This window comes from Pseudomonas sp. GW704-F2 (assembly GCF_059423025.1).
Genome location: NZ_JBWKXO010000012.1, coordinates 1 through 26,590 on the forward strand (window position 1 = coordinate 1; position 26,590 = coordinate 26,590).

The following is a 26,590-nucleotide window of genomic DNA, read 5'->3' on the forward strand; positions in this document are numbered from 1 at the left end:
TCGTAATAGTATTTTGAAATACTCGCGTGATTCCGTTTTCACTCTCGCTATGAACTATTTGGCTATGGAGAATAGTTCTGGCGGAAAATCGTTTATGATTCAGGATGCCCAGTGGTTGATTTTTATGATGATTAAAATCTCATCATCAAGCACAGGTGTTTTAAAAATGAATGATACTGATTTTGTTAGGATCTGTAATAAGCTGTTTAGATTGCAAGACTATCTTATTGATGCTGACCCTGCAAATTTATTATTGAGATTCAGACCGTTGATTTATCAGCAGTCGCTGCTTCGCAAGGATGTACCGGAGTGTATGAGAAGTCTTGCAAGGCAATGCAAGATTCTAGGTGGTAACGAGTTTTACGAAAAAACTTTCCATGAGATTACTGGTGTCGGAGTCGCTAGCTATTTCACTATCTGGCTGAATATTTTAGTTCAGGCGACAGGCAAGAAAGGTAGTGGGTCTTTTGAACTAAATATCATAGACCTGTTATATCGTGTTCAAAAAGTCGTACCATTATATCAAGTGGTGAATTTTTTCGTTTTTTTCGGAGTTCGTTATAGTGATTTGCCAACTTTTTTCGCCAGATTTAGTGGTAGTGCTGGAACGGTTGACGATTATTATTATGATACGCCTTTAAAGAAAAAACCTTTTTTGGTGTCAGGTAAAAAAATCTATCTATTCTCGGAAAAGCTTTTGCTGTCATGCTTTCCATTACTTTTAATTCAGACAATCAAGGATGCAAGAGTTGAGGACGCAAAAGCCCAGCTAGGACTGGATGTCGAGGCATATATTGGCGGATTATTAAAAAAGACAGCTTTAAAGGTTTTTGATGAAAAGGCTTTGAAAACTATTTATCGAGAAAATAATATTCCCTCGCTGGGTTCTAAAGTCACTGATTTTGCAATAGATGGTGAGAGTGTTGTTTTGCTCGAAAGTAAGGCGATTGAGCAAACGGATTGGCTCAAAGTCAACACTGACCCGGTAGAGCTAAAAAAGAGGCTGGACCAAGACTTCATTAAGGCTGTTATACAAGCAGAAAAGTGCGCGATGTTTCTTTCTCAAACCGAAGAATTTCGGGGGCGAAACTTTAAGGCTGTTGTCGTGACTTATGATGATTTTGGGATTTCAACTGCTTCCAGTATCAAACAGCTAATAGGGGTGGATATAGAGGATGAAGTTAAGAAGCAGTGTAATGGTGAATGCCCTATATCTCTAGATGATATGGTTTTTATTGCTATCTCTGATTTCGAGGCGTTGACATTTGCTATAGAGAATGAAATGGTAAAACTAGACGAAATCATTGAGGAGTGTCTTGGTGAACAATCCTTTAATACTGGTATGTCTTTCTGGAAAGCCATAATGGATAGGTGTGAGTTTGATGTTTATAAACAGGCCGGTGATGTTCTTACGTCAGACGATAGTTTTATTCAGCAGCTTGTAAATTTTAGTAATAGTGGTCACGCATTAAATGTACAAAGGCCGCAGGAATTAATCGTTATGCACGACGAGGTGATGCGGTCTATAAATTTTAGTTTTTTATAGTTTGTTGTCGATGGTGCTTACGTGTTCGAGTATCGGCTTGCTTTGAATTAATGCAGGTATCCCCATTTTTGCATCGATGTGGCACAATGCTATGCGGTAGAGTCTAAAACTGTCATTTTCTGGAGTTGGTTATGAGTGATGGAATATCGAAGGAAGAGTTTGACGATCTGTTCAGTAAAGTTTACGAAGAGCGTAAGCCGAATTTTGATGAGCATGTCAATGTTGCTGTAGTTGGCAAGGTGAGCGCTGGTAAAAGCTCTTTGCTAAACGCTGTTCTTGGTTGCACTCGGAAAGACCCTCTCGCAAAAGTCGGTGCTAGCTCGGGCGTCACCACAAAAGTCACTGCTTATAAGCTTGATGAACAGGTTTTAATCATCGACTGTCCGGGACTCGATGATGTTCGTGAAGAGAATAGCGAAGAGACTGTAGAGTTCTTAAAAAATATTGATCTAGGTCTTTTTGTAGTCACGGGTTCGGCTGACGCCTCGCAGGCGGCGAATTTTGAGGATCTTAAGAAAAGCTCAAGTAAAGTATTCGTTGTTCTAAATAAAATTGATGAATGGGACGATCTGCAAGAGTCGGCTTATGAAGATGTTAAAGAACAGTGGTGTAAAATACTGGGCGTAGATAAGGTTTTCGGAACCTGCACCAAAGGGTTTGATCCGAAAATGCGTGAGTCAGCACCGATGGATATTCGAGGTGTTGATGAGTTAAGGACAGAAATTTTTGTCTTCTTGAACACCGAAGGCAAAGCTCTGCTCCTTGCGAGGCATCTTCGAAACAAGGAGAACTATGCAGTTGGAATTATTGGCGCTGCCATTGTTGCAGTTGCAGGCGAGGCGTTCATTCCTGGGAGTGCTGCATACATTACTGCTACGCAAGTGGTAGCTATTACCTCCCTCAATTATTTATACAAAGGCGAGGTTCTAAATAAATCTTCTGCGCTCGCCTTGTTGCCGACATTCGCTGGTGAAACGCTAGGTATGTCGGCATTCTTGATTGCTAAATCCTTCCTTCCTCCAACACTCATTCTTGATGCGGCGGCAGCCGCGATCGCAGTAGTTATTACGTTTGCTATGCTGGCTGCTGTCAAGTGGATGTTGGAGAATGATCACTCGTTGGATGAAAAGGATTTGCTGAAAAAAGTCTTTGGCGATTTCAAAGATATTGCCGGTGAGTTGAAAGCTACCAAGCCTAGTGATTTGAGAAACAAGGCTAATATTATTGCTTTGATAAGTAGATTGCTGAAAAAATCTATCTAATACTAGATTGGGGTTATTTTTATGGCCCCTTTTCTGATTGGTTATGCCTCCATCCGCTTAATAGTTTTTGAAAACTGATGTGAGCGAAAAATATTAAATCTTTTTTCAAAAATTTCCGGAAAATTCGTCAAGACCAACCACATGCCGGTGCGCTTCCTGATCTACGTGGCGATCACCGCGCTGACGCGTCTGCTGATCTCCAACGTGTCCCACCACAACCCGCCGGACATCGGCATCATCTACCTGTGCGGCGGGATTCTGTTGTTGGCGTTCTCGATTCTGGTGGTGCGCTACGCGTCGTCGGCGTTTCCCTCGGTGAAGGTGCAAGGCCCGCACCGCAAGGGCGAGAGCCCTGAAACAGAGAAAGGCGAGCTTTAAAGCCTGACGCTCAAGGGCAGGGCGCGGGTGGGCGGTCGCTGCAACAGCTTGTGACTGTCCCCGTCCGTCATCACCGCCAGGATCTCCATGGCGCTGTGGCCCTGCTCGATGGCAATGCCGAACTGAATGCTTTGCACCAGGCGCTTGAGCCGTTGCGGGTCGTTGCGTTGTGCGGCGCTGATCATGCGCTTGACCACTACGCCCTGCTCATTCGAGAGGGTCAGCATGATGCTGCCATCCAGGCGCTGGATGCTCAGGTTGACCCGGTATTGTGGGGTGAAGGTGTCGGTGATGATCTGAAAAGGATTGTCCATGGTGCGTTACCGCCTGATAAGAACATGCAGTCATTGACGACCGAGGTCTGGATTAGTTCGCGTTGCCTGACCACCGGCCACTCCGTCGCTGAGGGTTCACAACATCCGTTTGCCTCATCAGTTGTACAGCAAGGGCCGTGCCGTACAGCGACCTGTCTGACGCTGGAATCACCTGTAGGAGGGGGCTTGCCCGCGATTGCGGTGGATCAACTGATGAATCCTCGGCTGAGAGACGGCTATCGCGGGCGAGCCGGTTCCCACATGGGTTGGCGTCGTGCTTTGTTTCAGGGCAATAGCGAGAAAGCGGTGCATGATTGGTCGGCGGCGCAAGCAGGCACGCGCGGGGCAACGATGAAGATTGCGGGGCATAGGAAGATGTAACTAACTCCCCACCCTACCAGCGTTTTTGCTTGTAGTCAGGGTTAATTTGTAATGTGGGATTTATCTTTGCAAAGGGGTTGAATTGTTTCTCTGACTGCTCAATTGTGTAATCAAGAGGTCATGGTTTCACCACCCCGGTGTTGCAGTTTGTGACCTCTCGCGAGCTAGCTGAAATAAGGGAAGAACTATGCAAATCCAAGTCAATAGCGATAACCATATTGAAAGCAGCATCCGACTGGAGGAGTGGGTACGTAATACCATTGAAAGCACGCTCGAACGTTATGACGAAGACCTGACCCGCGTTGAGGTCTACCTGCGGGATGAGAACGGCGACAAGCCCGGTCCCCACGATTTAAGCTGCCGCCTGGAAGCACGGCCAAAGGGCCATCAACCGCTTTCGGTGCTGCATAAAGCCGATACGCTGGAACTGGCGATCGACGGTGCCGCGACCAAGCTGGACCATGCGTTGGAACACTTGTTCGGCAAACTGCAAGGCAAGCCACGCGCTGCCGCGAAAAATGTGCCGGCCAACAAAGTGAATGATGACGCGCTTGAAGAGGAATTCCTGGAAAACGAAAACGCTGCAATTAACAGCTGACAGTTTTTTCATTCCCCACTGAGAACGGGCCTGCAGATGCAGGCCCGTTTTTGTTTACCTGCTGCGTCGGAAAAAATACCCGCTCAACAACGCCAACCCACACGCCCCTACGCCCGCAAACAACATCGCCCAACCTGCGCCGTGGCGCAGCGCCGCTTGGGCATCCGCGCGCGCCAGCCCCATCGAGCTCAGCACTTCCAGCTTGCCCGCTGCAATGTGCTGACTGATCGCGGGCCAATCCAGTGCGCTGGTTTCGGGCAGCACTTCGGCCAGTTGATGGCTGATCCCCAGCAAGAGCACCAAACCCATCAGCGCAATATTCAGCGCCAGGGTGATCAGCCGCGCACTGAGGTCGATACCCGAGGCCATGCCGGCGCGATCCGCCGAGACCGAGCCGGTGGTGGTGTTGGTGGTCGGTGAGTTGGTCAGCGCCAAGCCCACGCCGGCCATCGCGCAACTGAACAGCACCAGCACGATGTTTGGATGCGCGGCGCCATTGGCGGCGGCCATGGCCAGAAAACCGCTGCCCATCACTCCCAGGCCCAGCGGGATGATGCGTGCGGCGCCGTAGCGCAGGGCCAGGCGTTCGGCCAGCGGCGGTACCAGCAAGGTGGGCAGGGTATAGGCGAGCAGGGCGCTGCCGGTGGTCAGGGTGTCGTAGCCCAGGCCCGCCTGGAAGTACAACGGCAGGTAGATCATGAACGGCCAGAAGCTGAAGTTCATGCCGATCGACCCCATCAACGCGCCGTTGAAGCGTTGGATGCGAAACACCGAAAAATCGAACATCGGATGGGCGCTGCGCCGCTCAATCAAGCTGAACAGCAGCAGCGCGGCCAGCGACAGGCCGGCCCAGCCCAGCATGGCCGGTGCGCCAAAGCCATTCTCGGTGCCTTGGGTGATGAAATAAACCAACGCAAACACCGACAGCGTCAAGGTGAGCATGCCGGCGATATCGAGGCGATGGCTGGCCGGGTCGCGCGACTCCTGCACGCTGACATGCAGCAGCACCAGAGTCAGCAAGGTCAGCGGCACATGTACGAGAAACACCCAGCGCCAGTCCGCCACCGCCAGGATCAACGCCCCGACCATCGGCCCGAAGCCCAGGCCCAGGCCCGCGATCACGCCCCACACCGCAAAAGCCCGCGCCCGCGCCGCCGGTTCACGGAACTGGTGCGACAAAATCGCGAACTGGCAGATCATCATCGCCCCGGCGCCCACGCCCTGGACGAAACGCGCCGTGATCAGCAGGGACGCGTCTTCAGCCAGCCCGCAGGCCAGCGAGGCCAAGCCAAACAGCCACAGGCACAGCACCAGCATGCGTCGCCGGCCAAAGCGGTCGGCCAGCGTGCCGGCAGCCATCAGTACGCTGGTGCAGGCCAGGGTGTAGGCGTTCATGATCCATTGGGCATCCTGGAAACCCGTGCCCAATTGTTGTTCCAGCGTGGGCAGGATCACCGGCACGCTGGAGATTTCCAGGCCGAACATCAGCGCCACCAGGCACACGGCGGTGAGGGCGAGCGCGTTTCTGGCGGAGCCTGATGGGCTGACAGCCGATACGGCGACGGCGGGAGGCATGGGGTCTTCCTTTCGAGAGGTGGAGCGTGTCATTCTCGCGGGAATTGGATTCTTTATTCGTGACAAGTTTTCCTTCAATCAGGGAATCAAGGGCGACAATTACAGCATGGCCACCCCACGTTTTGATGGCGTTGAACTCTTTCTGCAGATCGTCGAGAGCGGCAACCTGACCGAAGCCGCCGAACGGCTGAACCTCACCCGTTCGGCCGTGGGCAAAGGCTTGGCGCGCCTCGAGGCGCGCCTGGGCACGTGCCTGTTGCAGCGTTCCACCCGCCGCCAGCGGTTGACTGAGGACGGGCAGGCTTATTACGAGCATTGCCTGCGCGCGCTGGCCGAGCTGGAAGCGGCCGAATCCGTGCTCGAAAGCGGTCGGCAGCAGCCTCGCGGGCGCTTGAGGGCGAGCTTGCCGCTGGCTTTCGGGCATCACTACGCGGCGCCGGCGTTGTGGGGCTTGCTGGACCGTTTTGCGCAGTTGGAGATTGATATTTCGTTTTCTGACCGGCTGATCGACGTGGCCCAGGAAGGCTTCGACCTGGCGGTGCGAATCGGCGCGTTACCCGACACCGACCGCTTGAGCGCCCGGCGCCTGGGCGAACAGGCCATCGGCCTGGCGGCGGCGCCGGCGTATTTGCGCCGCGTCGGTCGAATCGAGTGTCTCGAAGATTTGGCCGGGCACCGCGGCATTGCCTACCGCTGCAATGCGCCGCGCCTGGAGTGGGAACTCAATGATGCCCAAGGCCGCCCGCACCGCGCGCGGGTCGCCTCGCCGCTGATGATGGACGACCTCCAGGCCGTGGCCGATGCCGCCATCGCTGGCGTGGGCCTGGCCTGGTTGCCGAGCTGGCTGATCGCGCACTATGTGCTGCGCGGGCAGTTGGAAGCGGTACTGCCGAGCTACCGTGAGCAACCCGCGCCGATTCATGTGATCTGGCCCACCGCGGCGCACATGCCGGCCAAGACGCGCTGCGCCATCGACGCCCTGGTCGCGGGCACCCCGAGTTGCCTGGCGGGCAGCTAGATCTACGCCTTCGAGCAGGTGATTCATTCGTTCTCTTTTGCTTATGAGAATATTTATCATTAATATTGCGCTCTGATGAACCTGGCGCTCCCCGCATGAAAAGCAAAACCTCGCTTCCCGCCGCTTACCGCCTCGCTGTCACGTCACGCGCATTGGCCGCTGTGGTCGGCGGCTATCTGATGGCGTCTCTGGCCGCCGTCTGCCTGGCGCTGTGGCTGCCCACGTCCCGCGCCGACGCAGTGATCACCGGGATGATGAGTTCGTTTGTGTTCTACCTGTTGGCGGTGCTGTGGTGCTTTGCCTGCCGCACGGCATGGCGTGCCTGGTGTGGCGTGATGCTGCCGAGCGCGTTGTTCGCGACCCTGGCAGGTGTGGGTGTATGGATGGCACGCACATGAAAGAAGGATTCCGCCAGGCCATGGCCTGGTTGCACACTTGGGCCGGACTGATCTTTGGCTGGCTGCTGTTTGCGATTTTCCTGACGGGCACCTTGTCGTATTTCAAGGATGAAATCAGCCATTGGACCCAGCCCGAAGTGCAGGCCAGGCCGTTGGACGATGGGCGCAGCCTCGCGGTGGCCCAAGCCTACCTGCAGCAGCAGGCGCCCACCGCCGCGCGCTGGATTATCACCTTGCCGAACAGCCGCGACCCTGGCCTGTCGGTGATGTGGCAAGACAAGGTCGACCCGGGCAAGCGCGGCAACTTCATCCAGAAAGTCCTCGACCCGGTCAGCGGCCAAGCCGTGCAAGCCCGCGAAAGCATGGGCGGCGAGTTCTTCTATCGCTTCCACTTCCAGCTGCAAATGCCGTACCCCTGGGGCCGCTGGTTATCCACCTTCGCCGCGATGGTGATGTTGGTCGCGTTGATCACCGGCATCATCACCCACAAAAAAATCTTCAAGGACTTCTTCACCTTCCGCCCCCGCAAGGGCCAGCGCTCCTGGCTCGATGGGCATAACGCCGTGGGCGTGCTGGTGCTGCCGTTTCATTTGATGATCACCTACAGCAGCCTGGTGATCTTCATGAGCATGGTCATGCCGGCCCCGATCGTGGCCTCTTACGGCAACGACAGCCGGGCCTTCTTCAACGAGGTGTTCCCCGCCACCGACAACGCCCCGGCGCTGGGCCAGCCCGGCACATTGTTGCCGTTGCTGCCGATGTACGAACAGGCGCGGGCGCAGTGGGCGGGTGGGCATGTCGGGCGCTTGGTGGTGAATAACCCGAGTGATGCGAATGCCTCGGTCAATGTGGTCCGCGCCAGCGCCGACCGCGTGGTGCATGATTTCGGCAGCACCGTGTCGTTCAACGGCAATACCGGCGAGCGGCTGCGGGTCAGCGCCGAGCAATCGCTGCCGGCGGCGATCGGTGGCAGTTTCTATGGCCTGCACATGGGCCGTTTCGCCGGCCCGGTGTTGCGCTGGCTGTACTTTATCTGTGGGCTGGCGGGCACCGCGATGATCGGCACCGGCCTGGTGATCTGGCTCGGCAAGCGCCAGCTCAAGCACGCCAAAACCGGTGGCATGCCGTTTGAGCTGCGCCTGGTCGAAGTGCTCAATATTGCCAGCATGTCCGGGTTGTTGATCGCCATCGCGGCGTTCTTCTGGGCCAACCGTTTGTTGCCGGTGAGCTTCGCCCAGCGCGCCGACTGGGAAGTGCAAATGTTCTTTATCGCGTGGGGCCTGAGCCTGTTGCACGCCATGCTGCGCCGAGGGCGCCAGGCCTGGGTCGAGCAACTGAGCGTTGGCGCGCTGTTGTTTGGCGTGATCCCTGCGCTCAACGCGCTGACCACCTCGCACCACTTGGGCGTGTCACTGGCGACGGGCGACTGGGCCATGGCCGGCTTCGACCTGACGTGCCTGGGCAGCGGGGTATTCCTCGCCTGGGCCGCCTGGAAGATGCACCACCGCACGGCGCCCCAGCCCAGGGCCGAACGGGCGCGCGCGCTCACTCTCAAACCGGAGGCGCATTGAATGCTGCTTGCATGGCTGATGTGCTACGTCGGGTTTACCGCACTGTGCCTGTCCACCGACCGTCACCATGGCGAACTGCTGCGCAGCAAGCCGTCGCCGCGCCGCCGCCTGGGGTTGCGCGCGGCCGGCGGGGGGTGCTTGACGCTATCGATCTGGCCAGCGGTGGCTGCCTCGGGGTGGGCCCAAGGCCTGGTGGAGTGGTGCGCGGTGTTGATGCTCAGCGCGCTGCTGCTGGTGCTGCTATTGCCGTATTGGCCGAGGTTGGCCTTGAGCCTGGCGGGCGTCGGCCTGCTGGCCGGTCCCGTCGCAGCCTTTGCCACCCTGTGAGCCGCGCATGATGATCAGTACGCCACCGGAACCCCAGGACAGCCCGCACGCGGACGCGGCGGGTGGGCGCGCGCATTTCCTGCAGGTGTTTTTGTCCCAGCGTTCGCAGATGGAAGCGCTGGTCAGCCGGCGCGTGGGCTGTCGTGCCACTGCAGCCGACCTAGTGCAGGACTTGTTCCTGCGCTTCTGGCGCCGGCCGCTGGTGCAGGTCGAAGAGCTCAGCACGTACCTGCTGCGCTGCGCCGGCAATATCGCCATCGACCACCTGCGCAGCGAAGGCGCGCGGGTGCGCAGCAACGAAGGCTGGTTGCCCGAGCAGCAGGACAATCAAGGCTCCGAACCCCAGGCTGCACTGGAGGCCGGCAACGACCTGCGCCACGTCGAGGCGGCCTTGCGCAGCTTGCCCGAGCGCACCCGCCAGATCTTCCTGCTCAACCGCATCCATGGCCGCAAATACGCGCAAATCGCCAAGGCCATGGGGCTGTCCCAAAGTGCCGTGGAAAAACATATGATGCGTGCCCTCGAAGCCTGCAAAGCCAGCCTTCGCGAGCCATCGCCTCCACGCACGCCAGGGAAAGCACCGTGAACGTCACTCCCACGCCCGACCAGCAACAGGCCGCACTGGCCTGGCTGAGCCTGTTGCACGACCAGCCCAGCAGCGGCGACCAGGCCACCTTCAGCCTTTGGCTGCGGGCCGATCCGGCACACGTCGAGGCCTATTCCCAGGCCCAGGTGCTATGGGAGTTGAGCGAAGTGCCGGCGCGTAAACTGGCGGACGAAGACGCGTTGGCCTTACAGGGCTACCTGAATGCGATGCACACCTCGCAGCGCTCACGGGCCATGCGCGGGGTGGGCGCCCTGGCCATGGCCGCGTGCCTGGTGTTGATGGTGTGCATGGGCGGCGGCTGGCAACCGTCGCGCTGGGTCGATGACCTGGGGGCGGACTACGTGACGGCGCCGGGCGAGGTGAAAACCGTGACCCTGGCCGATCAATCCCGCGTCACCCTGGATGCCGACAGCGCCATCGCCGTGGATTTCAGCCAGGGTGAGCGGCATGTCCAACTGCGGCGCGGCGCGGGCTTTTTCAGCGTGACTCACACCGGCGCGGCATTTGTGGTGGGCGCGGGCAGTGGTGAAACACGGGTGCTGGGCACGCAGTTCGAAGTGCGTCTGCAACCGGCGGGCGCGCAGGTGACAGTGTTGTCGGGGCGGGTTGGCGTCACGCCGGCCAAGCAGGGTGCGCAGCAAATTCTTACGGCGGGCCAGCAAATGAGCTACGCCGAGGGCGTGGCCGAGCCCCGGCACGCGGTCGACAGCGAATCACGCCTGGCCTGGCGCGACGGCTGGCTCAACTACTACAAGGCACCGCTGGCCGAGGTGATCGAGGATCTGCAGCGTTACTACCCTGGGCGCATCCTGCTGCTCAACGACGAAGTGGGCTCCCGGCGTGTCAGCGGCAGCTTCCCGAGCAACGATCCGCTAGCCGTGCTGAATGGCTTGCAAGCGGTGCTGGGGTTCGAGCAGCACACGCTGCTGGGGCGGCTGATCGTGGTGCGTTAGGTACACGTCGGACCGCGCTTTTCCGGTATTCCCCCACCCCTTTCCAGCCAGACATCTGCAAACCAGTGCCTGGCGGCCTTTCACTGAACCTTCATTCCAATCGCCAAAACCTGTCACCAAACGGTTACACGCGGTGTGGATCATCCCCTGGTTCCTGAGCAAGTGGTCAGGAAGATAAGCGTCGCCTGTCATCCCGGTTCCGACGCAACTGCCCTCATATAACAGAACAATGCAGGTAAAGGATCTACACGTGAACTACAACAATCTTTATGCCCTGCTTTTAGCATCGGGCTTGGGCGGCTTTGCGCCGCTGATTCTGGCGGACGACGCCCAGGATGTCGGTTTGGTGAATATCACCGGCAAACAAAACCTCGGCAATGGCCACATGATTCGAGAGGAAAGCGCCAAGGCGCGGTCGACGGTAACCAAGGAGGCCATGGACGAAATGTCGCCGACGGCCAACGCCATCGACAAGCTCAAGTACACGCCGGGGATCAACGTTTCCAGCGATGACGCGAGCGGTACCAGCGGCACCAATTTCACCATGCGCGGTATGAACTCCGATCAAGTCGGGGTTTCCGTCGACGGCGTGCCGATCAACGACTCGGGTAGCTATGGCGTCTATTCCAACCAGATGGGGGACTCGGAAAACCTCGCCGAAGTGTTTGCGACTCAGGGCTCTTCGGAAGCCGACGGCCCGCACATTGGTTCCAGTGGCGGCAACATCGGCATGATCACCCTGCGGCCGACCAAAGAGTCGGGGGCCTTCATCAAACAGACCATCGGCGCCAATGACTTGCGTAAGACCTTTGCGCGGGTCAATACCGGCGAGCTGGGCGGTTTCAAGAGTTGGGTGTCGGCCTCCCACCTGGAGGGCGACAAGTGGCGTGGCAAAGGCACCTTACGCAGTGACAAAGTCGAGTGGAGCGGCTTGTTCGAAGATGACAGCGGCAACTCGACCCTTGCCACGCTGAAGTACAACAATCAGGAAAACTACAACTACAACAGCTTGAGCAAGGCGCAGTTCGAGCAAGAGGGGCGGCGTAAAGATTACCCCGAGACGCCAATTTACAAGTCGGGGCTGTTGTCAGCATCCTACAAACTCAACCGCAACCCATTCGAAAGCGTCAATGCGACGCTCACCCAGCGCTGGCGTCTGCGTGATGACCTATTGCTGACGGTCACACCTTATTACTACTGGTCCAACGGAGGCAGTTTCAGCGGCCAGACCGCTTCGAACCTGGGACCCCGCTCGGATAAGGGCGGCAACTACGACCTGAGCAATCTCAAATCGGCTAACTACTACCGCCCCTCATGGACCGAGACCTGGCGCCCCGGCGTTACCGCGAAATTGAAATGGGACATCAACGAACAACATAGCCTGGACTACGGTTACTGGTATGAACGTGCTCGCCAGCGCCAGACTCAGCCATTTATCGGGATCAATAGCGAGGGCGCACCCGATGATGTGTGGGGTGACTACAACGACGGTGGCCAAGTCGTCGACAAGAACGGTAAAACCGTCCAAGGCCGTCACTACTACACCGTCACCCCAGCGCAGAAACTATGGGTTCAGGACAACTGGCAAGCCACACCGGACTTGAGTTTTGTCGGTGGTCTGGCCTATCAGTACGTCGAGCGTGACGGCAACAACCTGGGCAGCCTGTACGACAAACCGGAGAAAAGGAACGCGCGCTACCATCAGTTCTTGCCCAACTTCAGCGCCAAATACCAGGTCGATGACAGCAACCAGGCGTTCTACAACGTCACACGTAATATGCGTACACCGCCTAACTATGTGCTGTACAACAAAGGTGACTCCCTGAGTCTCAAGCCTGAATTGAGCTGGAACCAGGAACTGGGCTGGCGCTACACCGAAGATGCCATGGCGTTGAGCGCAACGCTGTTCTACATCACCTTCAAAGACCGCCAGCTGTCGACCACCGACCTGAACGGTGACTTCGTGATGGCCAACGTCGGCAGCGTCAATAACAAGGGGCTGGAGTTGGAGTGGAGTGGTTTGTTGCCGCACAATTTCAACTACTACGCCTCCTACACCTACACCCAGTCTGAACAGCAAGACGACTTTGTCAGCAAGAACGCATTGCTGCCGACTTCGGGCAAGCAACTGGCGAACGTGCCGAAAAACATGTTCAACCTGGTGTTCGGATATGACGACTCACGTTTCTACGGCAACATCGCCGGTAAATACGTGGGCAGTTTCTATGGCGATTTGACCAACAACGAAAAAATCGACGGGCGCACGGTATTTGACCTCAACGCAGGTATTTATTTGCCGGTGGACAAGAAGGTCATCAAGTCGGCGGCCCTGCGCTTTTCGATGCTCAACGTGTTCGACAAGGAGTACCTGAGTTCGGTACGCACAGTCTCGTTCAACTCGGCACCGGTCAACGGTCTGGGGGCGAGCACGGCGTACTACAACGTCGGTGAGGAGCGTACGGCGATGGTGTCGTTGGAGGCGAATTTCTAAGCGGACTCTCGCGTCGATGCGGGCGGGCTTGCTCGCCTGCAGTTGATCGATAGGTTACTTCAGCGCCGCCATGATCTTCTCGGGGCTGTAATCGCGAATCAACGTGCCATTCACGTCCACGAACGGAATCCCGCCGCCGCCCAACGCTTCATAGGCCTTGCGCGCCTGGGCGTCTTTTTCGATATCGAGCGCCTGGTACGGAATGCCTTTCTGGTCGAGGAAGCGGCGGATCTGTTTGCAGTAGCCACACCACTCGGTGGAGTAGAGCACCACGCGCGCCGAAGCCCGCGTTTGCTCCGGGACCACCTGGGACGGGTTGAACAGCCGTTCGACCTTGCCCCAGTTCTGGATCGCCACCACCACCAGCAACACCAGCAGGACTTTTTTAAGGACCCCGCCGAGCATCAGTTGCGGCGCTTGAGCTGGTCGGTCAGTTGGGTCGGCAGGCCCTTGATGATCAAGGTGCCGGCGGCTTCGTCGTACTCGATCTTGTCGCCCAGCAGGTGCGCTTCAAAGCTGATCGACAGCCCTTCGGCGCGCCCGGTGAAGCGGCGGAACTGGTTGAGGGTGCGTTTGTCGGCCGGGATCTCCGGCGACAGCCCATAGTCCTTGTTGCGGATGTGGTCATAAAACGCCTTAGGCCGATCTTCATCGATCAGCCCCGACAATTCTTCCAGGCCCATCGGCTCGCCGAGCTTGGCCTGGCTGCTGGCGTAGTCCACCAGGGTCTTGGTCTTTTCGCGGGCGGTTTCGTCCGGCAGGTCCTCGCTTTCAACGAAGTCGCTGAACGCCTTGAGCAGGGTGCGCGTTTCGCCCGGGCCGTCGACGCCTTCCTGGCAGCCGATGAAGTCGCGGAAGTACTCCGAGACTTTCTTGCCGTTCTTGCCCTTGATGAACGAGATGTACTGCTTGGACTGCTTGTTGTTCTGCCACTCGGACACGTTGATCCGCGCCGCCAGGTGCAACTGGCCCAGGTCCAGGTGGCGCGATGGCGTTACGTCCAGTTCGTCGGTGACCGCCACGCCTTCGCTGTGGTGCAGCAGGGCGATGGCCAGGTAGTCGGTCATGCCTTGCTGGTAGTGGGCAAACAGCACGTGGCCGCCGGTGGACAGGTTGGACTCTTCCATCAGCTTCTGCAGGTGTTCGACGGCGGTGCGGCTGAACGTGGTGAAATCCTGGCCACCGTCGAAATACTCCTTCAACCAGCCGCTGAACGGGTGCGCGCCCGACTCGGCATGGAAGAAACCCCAGGCCTTGCCTTGTTTGGCGTTGTAGCTCTCGTTGAGGTCGGCAAGCATGTTCTCGATCGCGGCCGACTCGGCAAGTTCGGAGTCGCGGGCGTGGAGAACTGCGGGTGTGCCGTCGGGTTTTTTGTCGATCAAGTGGACGATGCAATGACGGATCGGCATAGGCTTCTCGGCTGGTTGATAGGGGAGCGGTTGGCCTCCCCGAAAAGTCGCCCAGTGTACCGCACCCATTGGCCAAGACGTGCTTCGAAGGTGTTTTGGAAGGCCTCCGACGGGCCATATGCCTTTTTTTCACGGTTTAGAGCGATAAAGCTGACCAAATGGGTAGGTAGAAGCGGATATTTCCCCGTCTCTGTGCTAGTTTTGCCCGGTCTTACGCCCAAGACTCGGCGTTAAGCGTGCATTCAGTATTTGTCAGGTCGAACCAATCCTCGTTTCAAGCATCTATAACCCCGATCTCCGAGGTTATAGCCGGGGATGCCAGGCCTTGACGGTCGGGCTCGACGGCTGACACTGCACTCTGCAATCCATATGAATTTGATAGGGAAGGAACACCACAATGGCTATTACTAAAGACCAACTGATCGCTGACCTGGCTGAAGCAGTAGACGCACCGAAAACCACCGTGCGCGCTCTGCTGGACCAACTGAGCCAAGTTGTTGCTGATCAGCTGGAAAACGGCGGCGAAATCACTCTGCCAGGCGTTGGCAAACTGAAAGTGACCGAGCGTCCTGCCCGTACTGGCCGTAACCCTTCGACTGGCGCTGCCATCGAAATCGCTGCCAAGAAAGTTATCAAGCTGGTTGTGGCCAAAGGCCTGACCGACGCTGTTAACAAGTAAGACGCAGCAAAAAAAACCGTGCGCCGGAGCGATCCGGGCACGGTTTTTTGTTGCCCGGGATTTAGGCTCAGTCTTTGCGCGCCCAGCGCTGGCGCCATACCTGCTGCTCGGACGGGGTCTGGAAGGTCCAGGCGACAAAGCGGCTCTGTTTCTGGCCCTGGGACATTTCCACCACCTGGCTTTGCAGCACGCCGGCTTTTCTCAGCGCGGTCTCGATCGCGGGCAGGTTCGAGGCTTTCGACACCAGGGTGCTGAACCACAACACCTTGTGGGCAAAGTGCGCGCTCTCGGCGATCAATTGCGTCACGAAGCGCGCTTCACCGCCTTCACACCACAGTTCGGCCGATTGGCCGCCGAAGTTCAGCACCGGCAACTTGCGTTTTGGGTCAGCCTTGCCCAGGGCGCGCCATTTGCGTTCGCTGCCTTTGGTGGCTTCGTCCATGGACGCATGGAACGGCGGGTTGCACATGGTCAGGTCAAAGCGCTCGCCCGGTTCCAGCAGGCCCAGCAGGATCTGTTTGGGGTTGCTTTGCTGGCGTAGCTGGATCGCCTTGTTCAGGCCGTTGGACTGCACGATGGCCTTGGCGGCGGCGACGGCAGTAGGGTCGACTTCCGAACCGAGGAAGTGCCAGCGGTATTCGCTGTAGCCGATCAGCGGGTAGACGCAGTTGGCGCCCATGCCGATGTCCAGCACCTTGACCGGCGCGCCGCGGGGAATTTCGCCGTCATTGACGCTGGCCAGCAGGTCGGCGAGGAAGTGGACGTAGTCGGCACGCCCCGGCACCGGCGGGCACAGGTAATCCGCCGGGATGTCCCAATGCTGCACGCCATAGAAGGACTTCAACAGCGCCCGGTTGAATACGCGCACGGCGTCCGGGCTGGCGAAGTCGATGCTTTCCTTGCCGTAAGGGTTGATGATCACGAATTGCGCCAGTTCCGGCGTGGTCTTGATCAGCGCCGGGAAGTCGTAACGGCCCTGGTGGCGGTTGCGCGGGTGCAGGCTGGCCTCTTTGCGCGGCACGACGGGTTTGGCCGTGGTGGCGGTCTTGGGCTTCTTGCGCGGAGGTTTCGGTGTGCTGGGGGCGGTCATGATGATTCTGGTGTTGGCTCAAAGTGGTGGGCATTGTCACACATCCTGAGGTCAACTCGATCAAATGTGGGAGGGAGCTTGCCCCCTCCCACATTGATCGGGTTTGCAAAGGAAAAAAAAGAGACCCGCAGGTCTCTTTTTTCACACGGCTAGCCCTTACAGGCTGGAAATCCGCGCATGTTGCTCCGCCAGCTTGCCCAGGGCCTGTTCGGCCTCGGCCAGTTTGGCGCGTTCTTTGTCGATTACTTCAGCCGGTGCCTTGTCGACGAATGCCGCGTTGGACAGCTTGCCGCCGACCCGCTGCACTTCGCCTTGCAGGCGTGCAATTTCCTTGTCGAGACGGGCCAGTTCTGCGCCTTTGTCGATCAGGCCGGCCATCGGCACCAGCACTTCCATGTCGCCGACCAGTGCGGTCGCCGACAGTGGCGCTTCGGCGTCATCCGCCAATACGGTGATCGATTCGAGCTTGGCCAGCTTCTTGAGCAGCGCATCGTTTTCGCTGAGACGACGCTGGTCTTCGGCGCTGGCGTTCTTCACGAACACCGCCAGTGGCTTGCCCGGGCCGATGTTCATCTCGGCGCGGATGTTGCGCGTGCCGAGCATCAGGGTCTTGAGCCATTCGATATCGCTTTCGGCAGCCTCATCGATGCGGGCTTCGTTGGCCACTGGCCAAGGTTGCAGCATGATGGTCTTGCCTTGGATACCGGCCAGCGGCGCGAGGCGCTGCCAGATTTCTTCGGTGATGAACGGCATGAATGGGTGCGCCAGGCGCAGTGCCACTTCGAGGACGCGCACCAGGGTGCGACGGGTGCCGCGCTGACGTTCGATCGGCGCGTTCTCGTCCCACAGCACCGGCTTGGACAGTTCCAGGTACCAGTCGCAATACTGGTTCCAGATGAACTCGTACAAGGCCTGTGCAGCCAGGTCGAAACGGAACTGGTCGAGTTGGCGGGTCACTTCGGCTTCGGTACGCTGCAGTTGCGAGATGATCCAGCGGTCGGCCAGGGTCAGTTCGACTTCTTCGCCGTTCTGCCCGCAGTCTTCGCCTTTATCCAGGACGTAGCGCGCCGCGTTCCAGATTTTGTTGCAGAAGTTGCGATAGCCTTCGACGCGGCCCATGTCGAACTTGATGTCGCGACCGGTGGACGCCAGCGAGCAGAAGGTGAAGCGCAGGGCGTCGGTGCCGTAGCTGGCGATGCCGTCGGCGAACTCGTCGCGGGTCTGCTTCTCGATCTTCTTCGCCAGTTTCGGCTGCATCAGGCCCGAGGTGCGTTTCTGCACCAGGGTTTCCAGGTCGATGCCGTCGATGATGTCCAGCGGGTCCAGAACGTTGCCCTTGGACTTGGACATCTTCTGGCCCTGGCCATCACGCACCAGGCCATGGACGTACACGGTCTTGAACGGTACTTGCGGCGTGCCGTCTTCGTTCTTCACCAGGTGCATGGTCAGCATGATCATCCGGGCAACCCAGAAGAAAATGATGTCGAAGCCGGTGACCAGCACGTCGGTGGAGTGGAATGTCTTCAGGAACTCGGTCTGCTGCGGCCAGCCCAGGGTAGAGAAGGTCCACAGGCCCGAGCTGAACCAGGTGTCCAGTACGTCATTGTCCTGCTGCAGCGCTACGTCCGGGCCGAGGTTGTGCTTGGCGCGCACTTCGGCTTCGTCGCGGCCGACATAGACCTTGCCCGACTCGTCGTACCAGGCCGGAATGCGGTGGCCCCACCACAGCTGACGGCTGATGCACCAGTCCTGGATGTCGCGCATCCACGAGAAGTACATGTTTTCATACTGTTTAGGCACGAACTGGATGCGGCCATCTTCCACGGCTGCAATCGCAGGCTCGGCCAGCGGCTTGGTGGACACGTACCACTGGTCGGTCAGCCACGGTTCGATGATGGTGCCGGAGCGGTCGCCCTTCGGCACTTTCAGGTTGTGGTCGTCGACGCTGACCAGCAGGCCGGCGGCGTCGAAGGCGGCAACGATCTGCTTGCGTGCTTCGAAACGGTCGAGGCCGACGTATTCGGCCGGGATCTTGCCGTCGATGCTCTCGTTCAGCGTGCCGTCCAGATTGAAGACCTGGCAGGCCGGCAGTACGGCGGCATTCTTGTCGAAGATGTTCAGCAGCGGCAGGTTGTGGCGCTTGCCGACTTCGTAGTCGTTGAAATCGTGGGCCGGGGTGATTTTCACGCAGCCGGTGCCGAATTCGGGGTCGCAGTAGTCGTCGGCGATGATCGGGATGCGGCGGCCGACCAGCGGCAGCTCGACGAACTTGCCGATCAGGGCCTGATAGCGCTCATCGTTCGGGTTCACGGCCACGGCGGCATCGCCGAGCATGGTTTCCGGACGGGTGGTGGCGACGATCAGGTAGTCGTGGCCTTCAGCGGTCTTGGCGCCGTCAGCCAGCGGGTACTTGAGGTTCCACAGGAAGCCTTTCTCGTCGTGGTTTTCCACTTCGAGGTCGGAAATCGCCGTGTGCAGCTTGGTGTCCCAATTGACCAGGCGCTTGCCGCGGTAGATCAGGCCGTCTTCATGCAGGCGCACGAAGGCTTCTTTCACGGCTTCCGACAGGCCGTCGTCCATGGTGAAGCGCTCGCGGCTCCAGTCGACGGACGAACCCAGGCGACGGATCTGACGGCTGATGTTGCCGCCGGACTGATCCTTCCATTCCCAGACTTTCTCCAGGAATTTCTCGCGGCCCAGGTCGTGACGGCTCTGGCCGGTGGCTTCGAGTTGGCGCTCCACCAGCATCTGCGTGGCGATACCGGCGTGGTCGGTGCCCGGTTGCCACAGGGTGTTGCGGCCCTGCATGCGGCGGAAACGGATCAACGCATCCATGATCGCATTGTTGAAGCCATGGCCCATGTGCAGGCTGCCAGTGACGTTCGGTGGCGGAATCATGATGGTGTAGGAATCGCCCGCGCCTTGCGGAGCGAAATAATTCTCGGACTCCCAGGTCTGGTACCAGGAAGTTTCAATAGCGTGCGGCTGGTAGGTCTTATCCATGCGCGGCGGGACCCTAGTTGGCATTAATTCAGGAAAGCCGGCAAGTATAACGGGGGATAGGGGCGAGGGGTAGGAGCGAGCTTGCTCGCGAAAACCTGAAGGGCCGCGCGTTCATTCAGGATGTCCGCGCCATCATTGACGATTTTCGCGAGCAAGCTCGCTCCTACAGGGGCGCTAATTCTGGTACTGGCTGAGCAACCGTTCCATCCGCGCATCCATCCGGCGCTTGATCTCGGTTTCGATATGCGGGGCGAAGTCGTCGATCACGTCTTGCATGATCAGTTGCGCGGCGGCGCGCAGTTCGTTGTCCAGGTGCAGCAGCAAGGCATCCGGGGTTTTTTCGGCAGGCGCGGCAGCGGGTGCCGCTTCGACAACCGGTGGGGCCGGCGCAGGTTGCGGTTCGAGCGGTTCAACCGGCTTGGCGCCGACCATGTCGAACAACAAGGGGATCTGCACGTCGCCATTGACGGTTTCTGTCAATAACGGCGGTTGAAGGTTGTCATCACCCAGCAACTGACGGATCGACTCCAGGTCGTCCAACAGGTGGCCGTCTTTTTTTATCGTGTTCGGGGTGTCCATCATGCACTCAAAGTCGTTGTAGCCGGTGATCCTGCAAAGGATAGCCCTGTTCGCGATAGAAACGGAAACTCTCCCGCGCGGCCTGACGAATAGCCGGATCTTCCACCACCACTTCCGCCACACGGGCGAACGCCTTGGCAAAGGCCGGGACTTTCAGGTCGAGGTTGACCAGCAGGTCATGGTGATCGCCGCAGCTGTCGCCCACGCCCAGGACCACCTGGCCGTCGGGTTCAGCTTCTGCGGGGCCGTGGGGCACGAAACTTTCGCCCTTGAAGCGCCACAGGCGTGCGTCGAGCTCGTCGCGTTGGGCGGCATCGCTGCAATGCAGGTAGATGCGGTGGCCCATGCGCCAGGCTTTTTCGGTGAGTTTGCAGGCAAAGTCCAGGCGCGCGAGCGGATCGGCGCTGGGCAGTATATAGAAGTCAACTTGGGTCATTGCGGTTCCTGGAGCCCGAGGCGGCGGTAACGCCGCCCCGGAGTCACGGTTTTCAGGCCTTGGCGCGATCCAGCAGGTACTGGGTCAGCAGAGGCACCGGACGGCCGGTAGCGCCCTTGTCCTTGCCGCCGCTGGTCCAGGCGGTGCCGGCGATGTCCAGGTGCGCCCAGTTGAAGTTCTTGGCGAACCGCGACAGGAAGCAGGCTGCAGTGATGGTGCCGGCTTTCGGGCCGCCGATGTTGGCGATGTCGGCGAATGGGCTGTCCAGCTGTTCCTGGTACTCATCGAACAGCGGCAGTTGCCAGGCGCGGTCGTCGGCGGCCTTGCCGGCGCTGAGCAGTTGCTCGATCAACTCGTCGTTGTTGCCCAGCAGGCCCGAAGTGTGGGAGCCGAGGGCGACGATGCAGGCACCGGTCAGGGTGGCGATGTCGATCACCGCCTGTGGCTTGAAGCGTTCGGCGTAGGTCAGCGCATCGCACAGCACCAGGCGGCCTTCGGCGTCGGTGTTGAGGATTTCGACGGTCTGGCCGCTCAGGGTGGTGACGATATCGCCCGGACGGGCCGCGCCGCCGCTCGGCATGTTCTCGGCGCAGGCCAGGATGCACACCAGGTTGATCGGCAGCTTGAGCTCCAGCACTGCGCGCAGGGTGCCGAACACGCTGGCGGCGCCGCCCATGTCGTACTTCATCTCATCCATGCCCAGGCCCGGCTTGAGGCTGATGCCGCCGGTGTCGAAGGTGATGCCTTTACCGACCAGGGCGTAAGGCTTCTCGGCCTTCTTGCCGCCGTTGTATTGCATCACGATCAGGCGTGGCGGCTGGTCGCTGCCCTGGCCGACCGCATAGAACGAGCCCATGCCCAGTTCCTTGATCTTCTTCTCATCCAGCACTTCGACTTTCAGGCTTTTGAATTCCTTGCCCAGCGCCTTGGCCTGCTCGCCCAGGTAGGTCGGGTGGCAGATGTTCGGCGGCAGGTTGCCGAGGTCGCGGGTGAACGACATGCCAGCGGCGATGGCCTGGGCGTGGCTCACGGCGCGTTCGACTTCGGCCTGGGCGGCCTTGATGGTCAGCAGGGTGACTTTCTTCAAGGCACGCGGTTCGGCTTTCTGGCTCTTGAACTGCTCGAAGATGTAGCCGCCGTCGAGCAGGCTTTCGGCCAGCAGGCGGGTCTTGCCATAGCTGTCACGGCCCTTGACCACGATTTCATCGAGTGCCAGCGTCGCGTCGCTGCCGCCCAGGCCCTTGAGGGTGGTGAGAATGCCGCTGATGATCTTGCGGAACGGGCGGTCGCCGAGTTCGGCGTCCTTGCCCACGCCCACCAGCAATACGCGCTCGGCCTTCAGGTTCGGCAGGCTTTGCAGCAGCAGGCTCTGGCCGACCTTGCCGGCCAGGTCGCCGCGCTTGAGGACCGCGCTGATGGCGCCGCCGCTCAGTTCGTCGAGTTGTTTGGCCGCAACGCCGAGCTTGCGGCCTTCGCCGACAGCGACCACGAGGGTGGCGGTTTTCAACGTTTCGGGGCTAACGCTTTTTACAACCAATTCCATGTTCGGGTCCCTTATAAAGGTCTGTGAGCCTGGAGTCTGTGTGCTCCGGCTTTTAAAGCCTGGCAGCCGTGTAAACCGCCAGCGACAAAGGCCGCAGTTTGAACCTCGGCGGCGGAGCCTGACAACCCTTGCCGCAGGCTTTGTGTACGCGCATGAGTAAGCTCCGTGACAGGCGCGGTCAATCACAGGATAATGCGCAATCTTTTTAGCCGGCCTGTTTAAACGGGCCGACTCGTTATGCTTGCTTGTTTGGCCGCCTTAGCCTGACAACCCTGGAGTGTCTGGTTTGATTGTCTTCCGTTATCTGTCCCGCGAAGTCCTGTTGACCCTGAGTGCCGTGAGCGCGGTATTGCTGGTCATCATCATGAGTGGTCGTTTCGTCAAATACCTGGCCCAGGCTGCTTCCGGTGCTCTGGACCCCGGCTCACTGTTCCTGATCATGGGCTTTCGTCTGCCGGGCTTTTTGCAACTGATCCTGCCGTTGGGCCTGTTCCTCGGGATTCTGCTGGCCTATGGCCGGCTGTACCTTGAAAGCGAAATGACCGTGCTCTCGGCCACCGGCATGAGCCAGCAACGCCTGCTGGGCATGACCATGATCCCGGCCGCCGGCGTGGCGCTGATCGTCGCCTGGCTGAGCCTGAGCCTGGCCCCCCAGGGCGCCATGCAGTTCGAACTGGTGCTGAACAAACAGGACGCCATGACCGAGTTCGACACCCTCGAACCGGGCCGCTTCCAGGCACTCAGTGACGGTACACGGGTGACCTACACCGAAACCCTCACTGACGACCGCGCCAACCTCGGCGGGGTGTTCATCTCCGAGAAACGCCTGGGGCAGGACAAGAAAGACCGTGGCATCTCCGTCCTGGTCGCCGATTCCGGGCGCCAGGAAGTGCGCCCCGACGGCAGCCGATACCTGATCCTGGAAAACGGCTATCGCTATGACGGCAGCCCCGGCCAGGCCGATTACCGCGCCATCAAGTACGACACCTATGGCGTGATGCTCGCCCGCCCGGACATCAGCAACGAGGTCACCGACCGCGATGCGATCCCGACCCAGGCGCTGTTGGGCAGCATGGAGTTGCGCTCCATCGCCGAGCTGCAATGGCGTATTTCCCTGCCGTTGCTGGTGTTCATCGTGACCCTGATGGCCGTGCCGTTGTCCCGCGTCAACCCGCGCCAGGGCCGCTTCCTCAAGCTGCTGCCGGCGATCCTGCTGTACATGGCCTACCTGACCATCCTGATCTCCGCTCGTGGCTCCCTGGAAAAGGGCAAGCTGTCACCGACGCTGGGCCTGTGGTGGGTACACGGGGTCTTCCTGATGATCGGCCTCGGGCTGCTCTACTGGGAACCTATCCGTCTGAAAATGAAGAGCCGTCTTGGCCAGAAGGAGTTGGCTCGTGGCTAAGCTCGATCGCTACATTGGTAGCAGCGTACTGATCGCCATCCTGGCGGTGTTGGGCATCATTCTCGGGTTGGCGTCGTTGTTCGCCTTTATCGATGAAGTGGGTAACGTCACCGACACGTATACCGTGTGGGACGTGATGAGCTACGTGGCATTGACCGCGCCGCGTCGTCTCTACGACATGATGCCGATGGCTGCGCTGATCGGCTGCCTGATCGGCCTCGGCAGCCTGGCCAGCAACAGCGAGCTGACGATCATGCGTGCGGCCGGGGTTTCCATCGGCCGTATCGTCTGGGCCGTCATGAAACCGATGCTGTTGCTGATGGCGTGCAGCGTGCTGATCGGCGAGTACGTGGCGCCACCGTCCGAAGCCACTGCCCAGGCCAATCGTGCCCTGGCCCAGGGTTCGGGCGATGCGCAAAGCGCCAGGCACGGCCTGTGGCACCGTCAGGGTGATGAATTCATCCACATCAACGCCGTGCAGCCCGACGGCCTGCTGATTGGTGTGACGCGCTACACGTTCGACAAAGAACGCCACATGTTGTCCTCCAGTTTCGCCAAGCGCGCCCAATACAGCGCCGAGCAATGGCAACTGACCGACGTCACCACCACCTACTTCCGCAATGTCGGCCAGGGCACCAAGGCCAGCACCGAAGTGATCAATGTGCCGACCGAGCAATGGGACATCGCCCTGAAGCCGGAACTGCTCAATACGGTAGTGATGATCCCGGAAAGCCTGCCGATCTCCGGGCTGTGGAGCTATATCCACTACCTCAAGGACCAGGGACTGAGCAACGGTCGCTACTGGCTGGCGTTCTGGGTCAAGGTGCTGCAGCCGGTGGTCACCGCCGCGCTGGTGCTGATGGCGATCTCATTCATCTTCGGCCCGTTGCGCTCCGTGACCCTCGGTCAGCGGGTCTTTACCGGCGTGCTGGTGGGCTTTGCCTTCCGTATTGCCCAGGATTTGCTTGGCCCGTCGAGCCTGGTGTTCGGCTTCTCGCCGCTGTTTGCGGTGCTGGTGCCGACCGCGATCTGCGCCCTGGCCGGGTTCTGGCTGCTGCGCCGCGCCGGGTGAGCCTGCGCTTATGAGCAAAAAATGCCCCGTTCGAGAGATCGGGGCATTTTTGTTCTGGTCAGCAAAGATGACGTCCTGCCCGAGCATCAGGTACAATTCCCGGCTATTTTTCAGCGGGCAGTCTGCCTGCAGCCTTTTTGAGTGTTGATCCGTGAGTGATTTGAGTCATATCCGCAATTTCTCCATCATCGCCCACATTGACCATGGCAAGTCGACGCTGGCCGATCGATTCATCCAGATGTGCGGCGGCCTTGCCGAGCGTGAAATGGAAGCCCAGGTACTGGACTCCATGGACCTCGAGCGCGAGCGCGGGATCACCATCAAGGCCCACAGCGTGACTCTGTACTACACCGCCAAAGACGGTATCAAGTACCAGCTGAACTTCATCGACACCCCCGGCCACGTCGACTTCACCTATGAAGTCAGCCGTTCCCTGGCGGCCTGCGAAGGCGCGCTGCTGGTGGTGGACGCGGGGCAGGGCGTCGAAGCCCAGTCCGTGGCCAACTGCTACACCGCCATCGAGCAAGGCCTGGAAGTCATGCCGGTGCTGAACAAGATCGACCTGCCGCAGGCCGATCCGGACCGCGTGAAGGAAGAAATCGAAAAAATCATCGGCATTGACGCCACCGATGCCGTCGAGTGCAGCGCCAAGACCGGCCTGGGCGTCGACGAAGTGCTCGAGCGCCTGGTCAAGACCATCCCCGCGCCTACCGGCAACATCGAAGATCCGCTGCAGGCGTTGATCATCGACTCCTGGTTCGACAACTACCTGGGGGTTGTCTCCCTGGTGCGCGTGCGCCATGGCCGTGTGAAGAAAGGCGACAAGATCCTGGTCAAGTCCACCGGCAAGATCCACCTGGTGGACAGCGTCGGTGTGTTCAACCCGAAGCATACTGCCACCGTTGATCTGAAAGCCGGTGAAGTCGGCTTCATCATCGCCGGCATCAAGGACATCCACGGCGCGCCGGTGGGTGACACCCTGACCTTGAGCAGCACCCCTGACGTCGACGTGCTGCCGGGCTTCAAACGCATCCAGCCGCAGGTCTACGCCGGCCTGTTCCCGGTCAGTTCCGACGACTTCGAAGACTTCCGCGAAGCCCTGCAGAAGCTGACCCTCAACGACTCGTCGTTGCAGTACACCCCGGAAAGCTCCGACGCCCTGGGCTTCGGCTTCCGTTGCGGCTTCCTCGGCATGCTGCACATGGAGATCATCCAGGAGCGCCTTGAGCGCGAATACGACCTGGACCTGATCACCACCGCGCCAACCGTTATTTTTGAGCTGTTGCTGAAAAACGGTGAAACGATTTACGTCGACAACCCGTCCAAGCTCCCGGACCTGTCTTCCATCGAAGACATGCGTGAGCCGATCGTGCGCGCCAATATTCTTGTGCCGCAGGAGCACCTGGGCAACGTCATTACCCTGTGTATCGAGAAGCGCGGCATCCAGCACGACATGCTGTTCCTCGGAACCCAGGTACAAGTGACCTACGATTTGCCGATGAACGAAGTGGTCCTGGACTTCTTCGACCGTCTCAAATCCACCAGTCGCGGCTATGCTTCGCTGGATTACCATTTCGATCGTTACCAATCGGCTAATCTGGTGAAACTGGATGTGTTGATCAACGGCGACAAGGTCGATGCCCTGGCACTGATCGTGCACAAGGACAACGCGCACTACAAAGGTCGACAGTTGACCGAGAAGATGAAAGAACTGATTCCGCGCCAGATGTTCGACGTCGCGATCCAGGCCGCCATCGGCGGGCAGATCATTGCGCGGACTTCCGTCAAGGCACTCAGAAAGAACGTACTGGCCAAATGCTACGGTGGCGACGTCAGCCGTAAGCGCAAGCTGCTTGAGAAGCAAAAGGCCGGTAAAAAACGCATGAAGCAAGTGGGCAACGTGGAAATTCCACAAGAAGCCTTCCTTGCGGTGCTCAGGTTGGATAGTTAGGTCC

24 protein-coding genes are annotated in these 26,590 nt (G+C 59.0%); 15 read left to right on the forward strand and 9 right to left on the reverse strand.

Annotated elements, in window-relative coordinates; all coding sequences use genetic code 11:
• The 3 genes from AC07W0_RS12530 to AC07W0_RS12540 all read left to right on the forward strand — a co-directional run.
• On the forward strand, nt 1-1,546 hold a 1,546-nt coding region (locus AC07W0_RS12530), incomplete at its 5' end, for a hypothetical protein (protein ID WP_218260396.1).
• A 131-nt stretch (nt 1,547-1,677) separates the two neighbouring features.
• Nucleotides 1,678-2,808: a GTPase gene (locus tag AC07W0_RS12535; RefSeq protein WP_102617540.1), complete on the forward strand. Its 1,131-nt coding sequence runs from the start codon at nt 1,678-1,680 to the stop codon at nt 2,806-2,808.
• A 90-nt stretch (nt 2,809-2,898) separates the two neighbouring features.
• Nucleotides 2,899-3,186, forward strand: a complete 288-nt coding sequence (locus AC07W0_RS12540) for a phosphate-starvation-inducible PsiE family protein (protein ID WP_256580868.1) — start codon at nt 2,899-2,901, stop codon at nt 3,184-3,186.
• Here AC07W0_RS12540 and AC07W0_RS12545 read toward each other — a convergent pair.
• Nucleotides 3,183-3,500, reverse strand: coding sequence for a DUF3509 domain-containing protein (locus AC07W0_RS12545; protein ID WP_017844523.1), 318 nt, complete (start codon nt 3,498-3,500; stop codon nt 3,183-3,185). The genes AC07W0_RS12540 and AC07W0_RS12545 overlap by 4 nt on opposite strands.
• A 568-nt stretch (nt 3,501-4,068) precedes the next feature.
• Here AC07W0_RS12545 and AC07W0_RS12550 point away from each other — a divergent pair.
• Nucleotides 4,069-4,479, forward strand: a complete 411-nt coding sequence (locus tag AC07W0_RS12550) for an HPF/RaiA family ribosome-associated protein (RefSeq protein WP_017844524.1) — start codon at nt 4,069-4,071, stop codon at nt 4,477-4,479.
• A 54-nt stretch (nt 4,480-4,533) separates the two neighbouring features.
• On the opposite strand, the gene AC07W0_RS12555 is transcribed toward AC07W0_RS12550, so the two are convergent.
• A complete protein-coding gene (locus tag AC07W0_RS12555) occupies nt 4,534-6,054 on the reverse strand; it encodes an MFS transporter (protein WP_102617539.1) in 1,521 nt (506 codons plus the stop codon).
• Nucleotides 6,055-6,160: 106 nt separating this feature from the next.
• On the opposite strand from AC07W0_RS12555, the gene AC07W0_RS12560 reads away from it, so the two are divergent.
• The 7 genes from AC07W0_RS12560 to AC07W0_RS12590 all read left to right on the forward strand — a co-directional run bounded on the left by AC07W0_RS12560 (nt 6,161) and on the right by AC07W0_RS12590 (nt 13,419).
• The gene (locus tag AC07W0_RS12560) at nt 6,161-7,072 is read left to right on the forward strand and encodes a LysR family transcriptional regulator (RefSeq protein ID WP_026139741.1); all 912 of its coding nucleotides are present in this window, start codon (nt 6,161-6,163) and stop codon (nt 7,070-7,072) included.
• A 95-nt stretch (nt 7,073-7,167) separates the two neighbouring features.
• Entirely contained in the window at nt 7,168-7,470 is a 303-nt protein-coding gene (locus AC07W0_RS12565) for a DUF3649 domain-containing protein (RefSeq protein WP_046384598.1), read from the forward strand.
• A complete protein-coding gene (locus tag AC07W0_RS12570) occupies nt 7,467-9,041 on the forward strand; it encodes a PepSY domain-containing protein (RefSeq protein WP_102617538.1) in 1,575 nt (524 codons plus the stop codon). The genes AC07W0_RS12565 and AC07W0_RS12570 overlap by 4 nt, the downstream gene beginning before the upstream one ends.
• Nucleotides 9,042-9,368, forward strand: coding sequence for a DUF3325 domain-containing protein (locus AC07W0_RS12575; RefSeq protein WP_017844529.1), 327 nt, complete (start codon nt 9,042-9,044; stop codon nt 9,366-9,368).
• A 7-nt stretch (nt 9,369-9,375) separates the two neighbouring features.
• On the forward strand, nt 9,376-9,954 hold the full coding sequence (locus AC07W0_RS12580; protein WP_017844530.1) for an RNA polymerase sigma factor: 579 nt from the start codon (nt 9,376-9,378) through the stop codon (nt 9,952-9,954).
• On the forward strand, nt 9,951-10,928 hold the full coding sequence (locus AC07W0_RS12585; RefSeq protein WP_102617537.1) for a FecR family protein: 978 nt from the start codon (nt 9,951-9,953) through the stop codon (nt 10,926-10,928). The genes AC07W0_RS12580 and AC07W0_RS12585 overlap by 4 nt, the downstream gene beginning before the upstream one ends.
• A 250-nt stretch (nt 10,929-11,178) precedes the next feature.
• Nucleotides 11,179-13,419 (forward strand): TonB-dependent receptor, encoded by a 2,241-nt coding sequence (locus AC07W0_RS12590; RefSeq protein WP_102617536.1) that lies wholly within the window; start codon nt 11,179-11,181, stop codon nt 13,417-13,419.
• Nucleotides 13,420-13,473: 54 nt separating this feature from the next.
• On the opposite strand, the gene AC07W0_RS12595 is transcribed toward AC07W0_RS12590, so the two are convergent.
• Together AC07W0_RS12595 and yejK are read right to left on the reverse strand one after the other, a co-directional pair.
• A complete protein-coding gene (locus tag AC07W0_RS12595; protein ID WP_017844532.1) occupies nt 13,474-13,824 on the reverse strand; it encodes a glutaredoxin family protein in 351 nt (116 codons plus the stop codon).
• On the reverse strand, nt 13,824-14,828 hold the full coding sequence (gene yejK, locus AC07W0_RS12600) for a nucleoid-associated protein YejK (RefSeq protein ID WP_017844533.1): 1,005 nt from the start codon (nt 14,826-14,828) through the stop codon (nt 13,824-13,826). Before yejK ends, AC07W0_RS12595 begins: the two co-directional genes overlap by 1 nt.
• Before the next feature lie 397 nt (nt 14,829-15,225).
• Between yejK and AC07W0_RS12605 the strand changes: the two genes are divergently transcribed.
• Nucleotides 15,226-15,507, forward strand: a complete 282-nt coding sequence (locus AC07W0_RS12605; protein WP_003188840.1) for an HU family DNA-binding protein — start codon at nt 15,226-15,228, stop codon at nt 15,505-15,507.
• Between the two features lie 67 nt (nt 15,508-15,574).
• Here AC07W0_RS12605 and rlmF read toward each other — a convergent pair whose 3' ends face one another.
• The 5 genes from rlmF to AC07W0_RS12630 all read right to left on the reverse strand — a co-directional run bounded on the left by rlmF (nt 15,575) and on the right by AC07W0_RS12630 (nt 22,158).
• Nucleotides 15,575-16,597 (reverse strand): 23S rRNA (adenine(1618)-N(6))-methyltransferase RlmF, encoded by a 1,023-nt coding sequence (gene rlmF / locus AC07W0_RS12610; protein ID WP_079442914.1) that lies wholly within the window; start codon nt 16,595-16,597, stop codon nt 15,575-15,577.
• A gap of 156 nt (nt 16,598-16,753) precedes the next feature.
• Entirely contained in the window at nt 16,754-19,600 is a 2,847-nt protein-coding gene (locus AC07W0_RS12615; RefSeq protein ID WP_017844535.1) for a valine--tRNA ligase, read from the reverse strand.
• A 174-nt stretch (nt 19,601-19,774) separates the two neighbouring features.
• Nucleotides 19,775-20,179 (reverse strand): hypothetical protein, encoded by a 405-nt coding sequence (locus tag AC07W0_RS12620; RefSeq protein WP_017844537.1) that lies wholly within the window; start codon nt 20,177-20,179, stop codon nt 19,775-19,777.
• A 7-nt stretch (nt 20,180-20,186) separates the two neighbouring features.
• Nucleotides 20,187-20,615, reverse strand: a complete 429-nt coding sequence (locus AC07W0_RS12625; protein WP_017844538.1) for a DNA polymerase III subunit chi — start codon at nt 20,613-20,615, stop codon at nt 20,187-20,189.
• A gap of 52 nt (nt 20,616-20,667) precedes the next feature.
• Nucleotides 20,668-22,158, reverse strand: a complete 1,491-nt coding sequence (locus AC07W0_RS12630; protein WP_046488603.1) for a leucyl aminopeptidase — start codon at nt 22,156-22,158, stop codon at nt 20,668-20,670.
• 286 nt (nt 22,159-22,444) lie between these two features.
• Here AC07W0_RS12630 and lptF point away from each other — a divergent pair, with 286 nt between their 5' ends.
• From lptF to lepA, 3 genes are all read left to right on the forward strand, one after another.
• Nucleotides 22,445-23,563: an LPS export ABC transporter permease LptF gene (lptF, locus tag AC07W0_RS12635; protein WP_102617534.1), complete on the forward strand. Its 1,119-nt coding sequence runs from the start codon at nt 22,445-22,447 to the stop codon at nt 23,561-23,563.
• Nucleotides 23,556-24,635, forward strand: a complete 1,080-nt coding sequence (lptG, locus tag AC07W0_RS12640; RefSeq protein WP_102617533.1) for an LPS export ABC transporter permease LptG — start codon at nt 23,556-23,558, stop codon at nt 24,633-24,635. Before lptF ends, lptG begins: the two co-directional genes overlap by 8 nt.
• Before the next feature lie 151 nt (nt 24,636-24,786).
• On the forward strand, nt 24,787-26,586 hold the full coding sequence (gene lepA, locus AC07W0_RS12645; protein WP_017844542.1) for a translation elongation factor 4: 1,800 nt from the start codon (nt 24,787-24,789) through the stop codon (nt 26,584-26,586).
• Nucleotides 26,587-26,590: the final 4 nt, after the last annotated feature.

What these genes read in the sequence shown, in the direction of transcription:
- AC07W0_RS12575 (WP_017844529.1), top strand. Translation starts at nt 9,042, where the DNA reads ATGCTGCTTGCATGGCTGATGTGCTACGTCGGGTTTACCGCACTGTGC.
- AC07W0_RS12580 (WP_017844530.1), top strand. Translation starts at nt 9,376, where the DNA reads ATGATGATCAGTACGCCACCGGAACCCCAGGACAGCCCGCACGCGGAC.
- AC07W0_RS12550 (WP_017844524.1), top strand. Translation starts at nt 4,069, where the DNA reads ATGCAAATCCAAGTCAATAGCGATAACCATATTGAAAGCAGCATCCGA.
- AC07W0_RS12630 (WP_046488603.1), bottom strand. Translation starts at nt 22,158, where the DNA reads ATGGAATTGGTTGTAAAAAGCGTTAGCCCCGAAACGTTGAAAACCGCC.
- AC07W0_RS12545 (WP_017844523.1), bottom strand. Translation starts at nt 3,500, where the DNA reads ATGGACAATCCTTTTCAGATCATCACCGACACCTTCACCCCACAATAC.
- AC07W0_RS12605 (WP_003188840.1), top strand. Translation starts at nt 15,226, where the DNA reads ATGGCTATTACTAAAGACCAACTGATCGCTGACCTGGCTGAAGCAGTA.
- AC07W0_RS12555 (WP_102617539.1), bottom strand. Translation starts at nt 6,054, where the DNA reads ATGCCTCCCGCCGTCGCCGTATCGGCTGTCAGCCCATCAGGCTCCGCC.
- yejK (WP_017844533.1), bottom strand. Translation starts at nt 14,828, where the DNA reads ATGCCGATCCGTCATTGCATCGTCCACTTGATCGACAAAAAACCCGAC.
- rlmF (WP_079442914.1), bottom strand. Translation starts at nt 16,597, where the DNA reads ATGACCGCCCCCAGCACACCGAAACCTCCGCGCAAGAAGCCCAAGACC.
- AC07W0_RS12535 (WP_102617540.1), top strand. Translation starts at nt 1,678, where the DNA reads ATGAGTGATGGAATATCGAAGGAAGAGTTTGACGATCTGTTCAGTAAA.
- AC07W0_RS12615 (WP_017844535.1), bottom strand. Translation starts at nt 19,600, where the DNA reads ATGGATAAGACCTACCAGCCGCACGCTATTGAAACTTCCTGGTACCAG.
- AC07W0_RS12560 (WP_026139741.1), top strand. Translation starts at nt 6,161, where the DNA reads ATGGCCACCCCACGTTTTGATGGCGTTGAACTCTTTCTGCAGATCGTC.
- AC07W0_RS12625 (WP_017844538.1), bottom strand. Translation starts at nt 20,615, where the DNA reads ATGACCCAAGTTGACTTCTATATACTGCCCAGCGCCGATCCGCTCGCG.
- AC07W0_RS12570 (WP_102617538.1), top strand. Translation starts at nt 7,467, where the DNA reads ATGAAAGAAGGATTCCGCCAGGCCATGGCCTGGTTGCACACTTGGGCC.
- AC07W0_RS12595 (WP_017844532.1), bottom strand. Translation starts at nt 13,824, where the DNA reads ATGCTCGGCGGGGTCCTTAAAAAAGTCCTGCTGGTGTTGCTGGTGGTG.
- AC07W0_RS12565 (WP_046384598.1), top strand. Translation starts at nt 7,168, where the DNA reads ATGAAAAGCAAAACCTCGCTTCCCGCCGCTTACCGCCTCGCTGTCACG.
- AC07W0_RS12620 (WP_017844537.1), bottom strand. Translation starts at nt 20,179, where the DNA reads ATGGACACCCCGAACACGATAAAAAAAGACGGCCACCTGTTGGACGAC.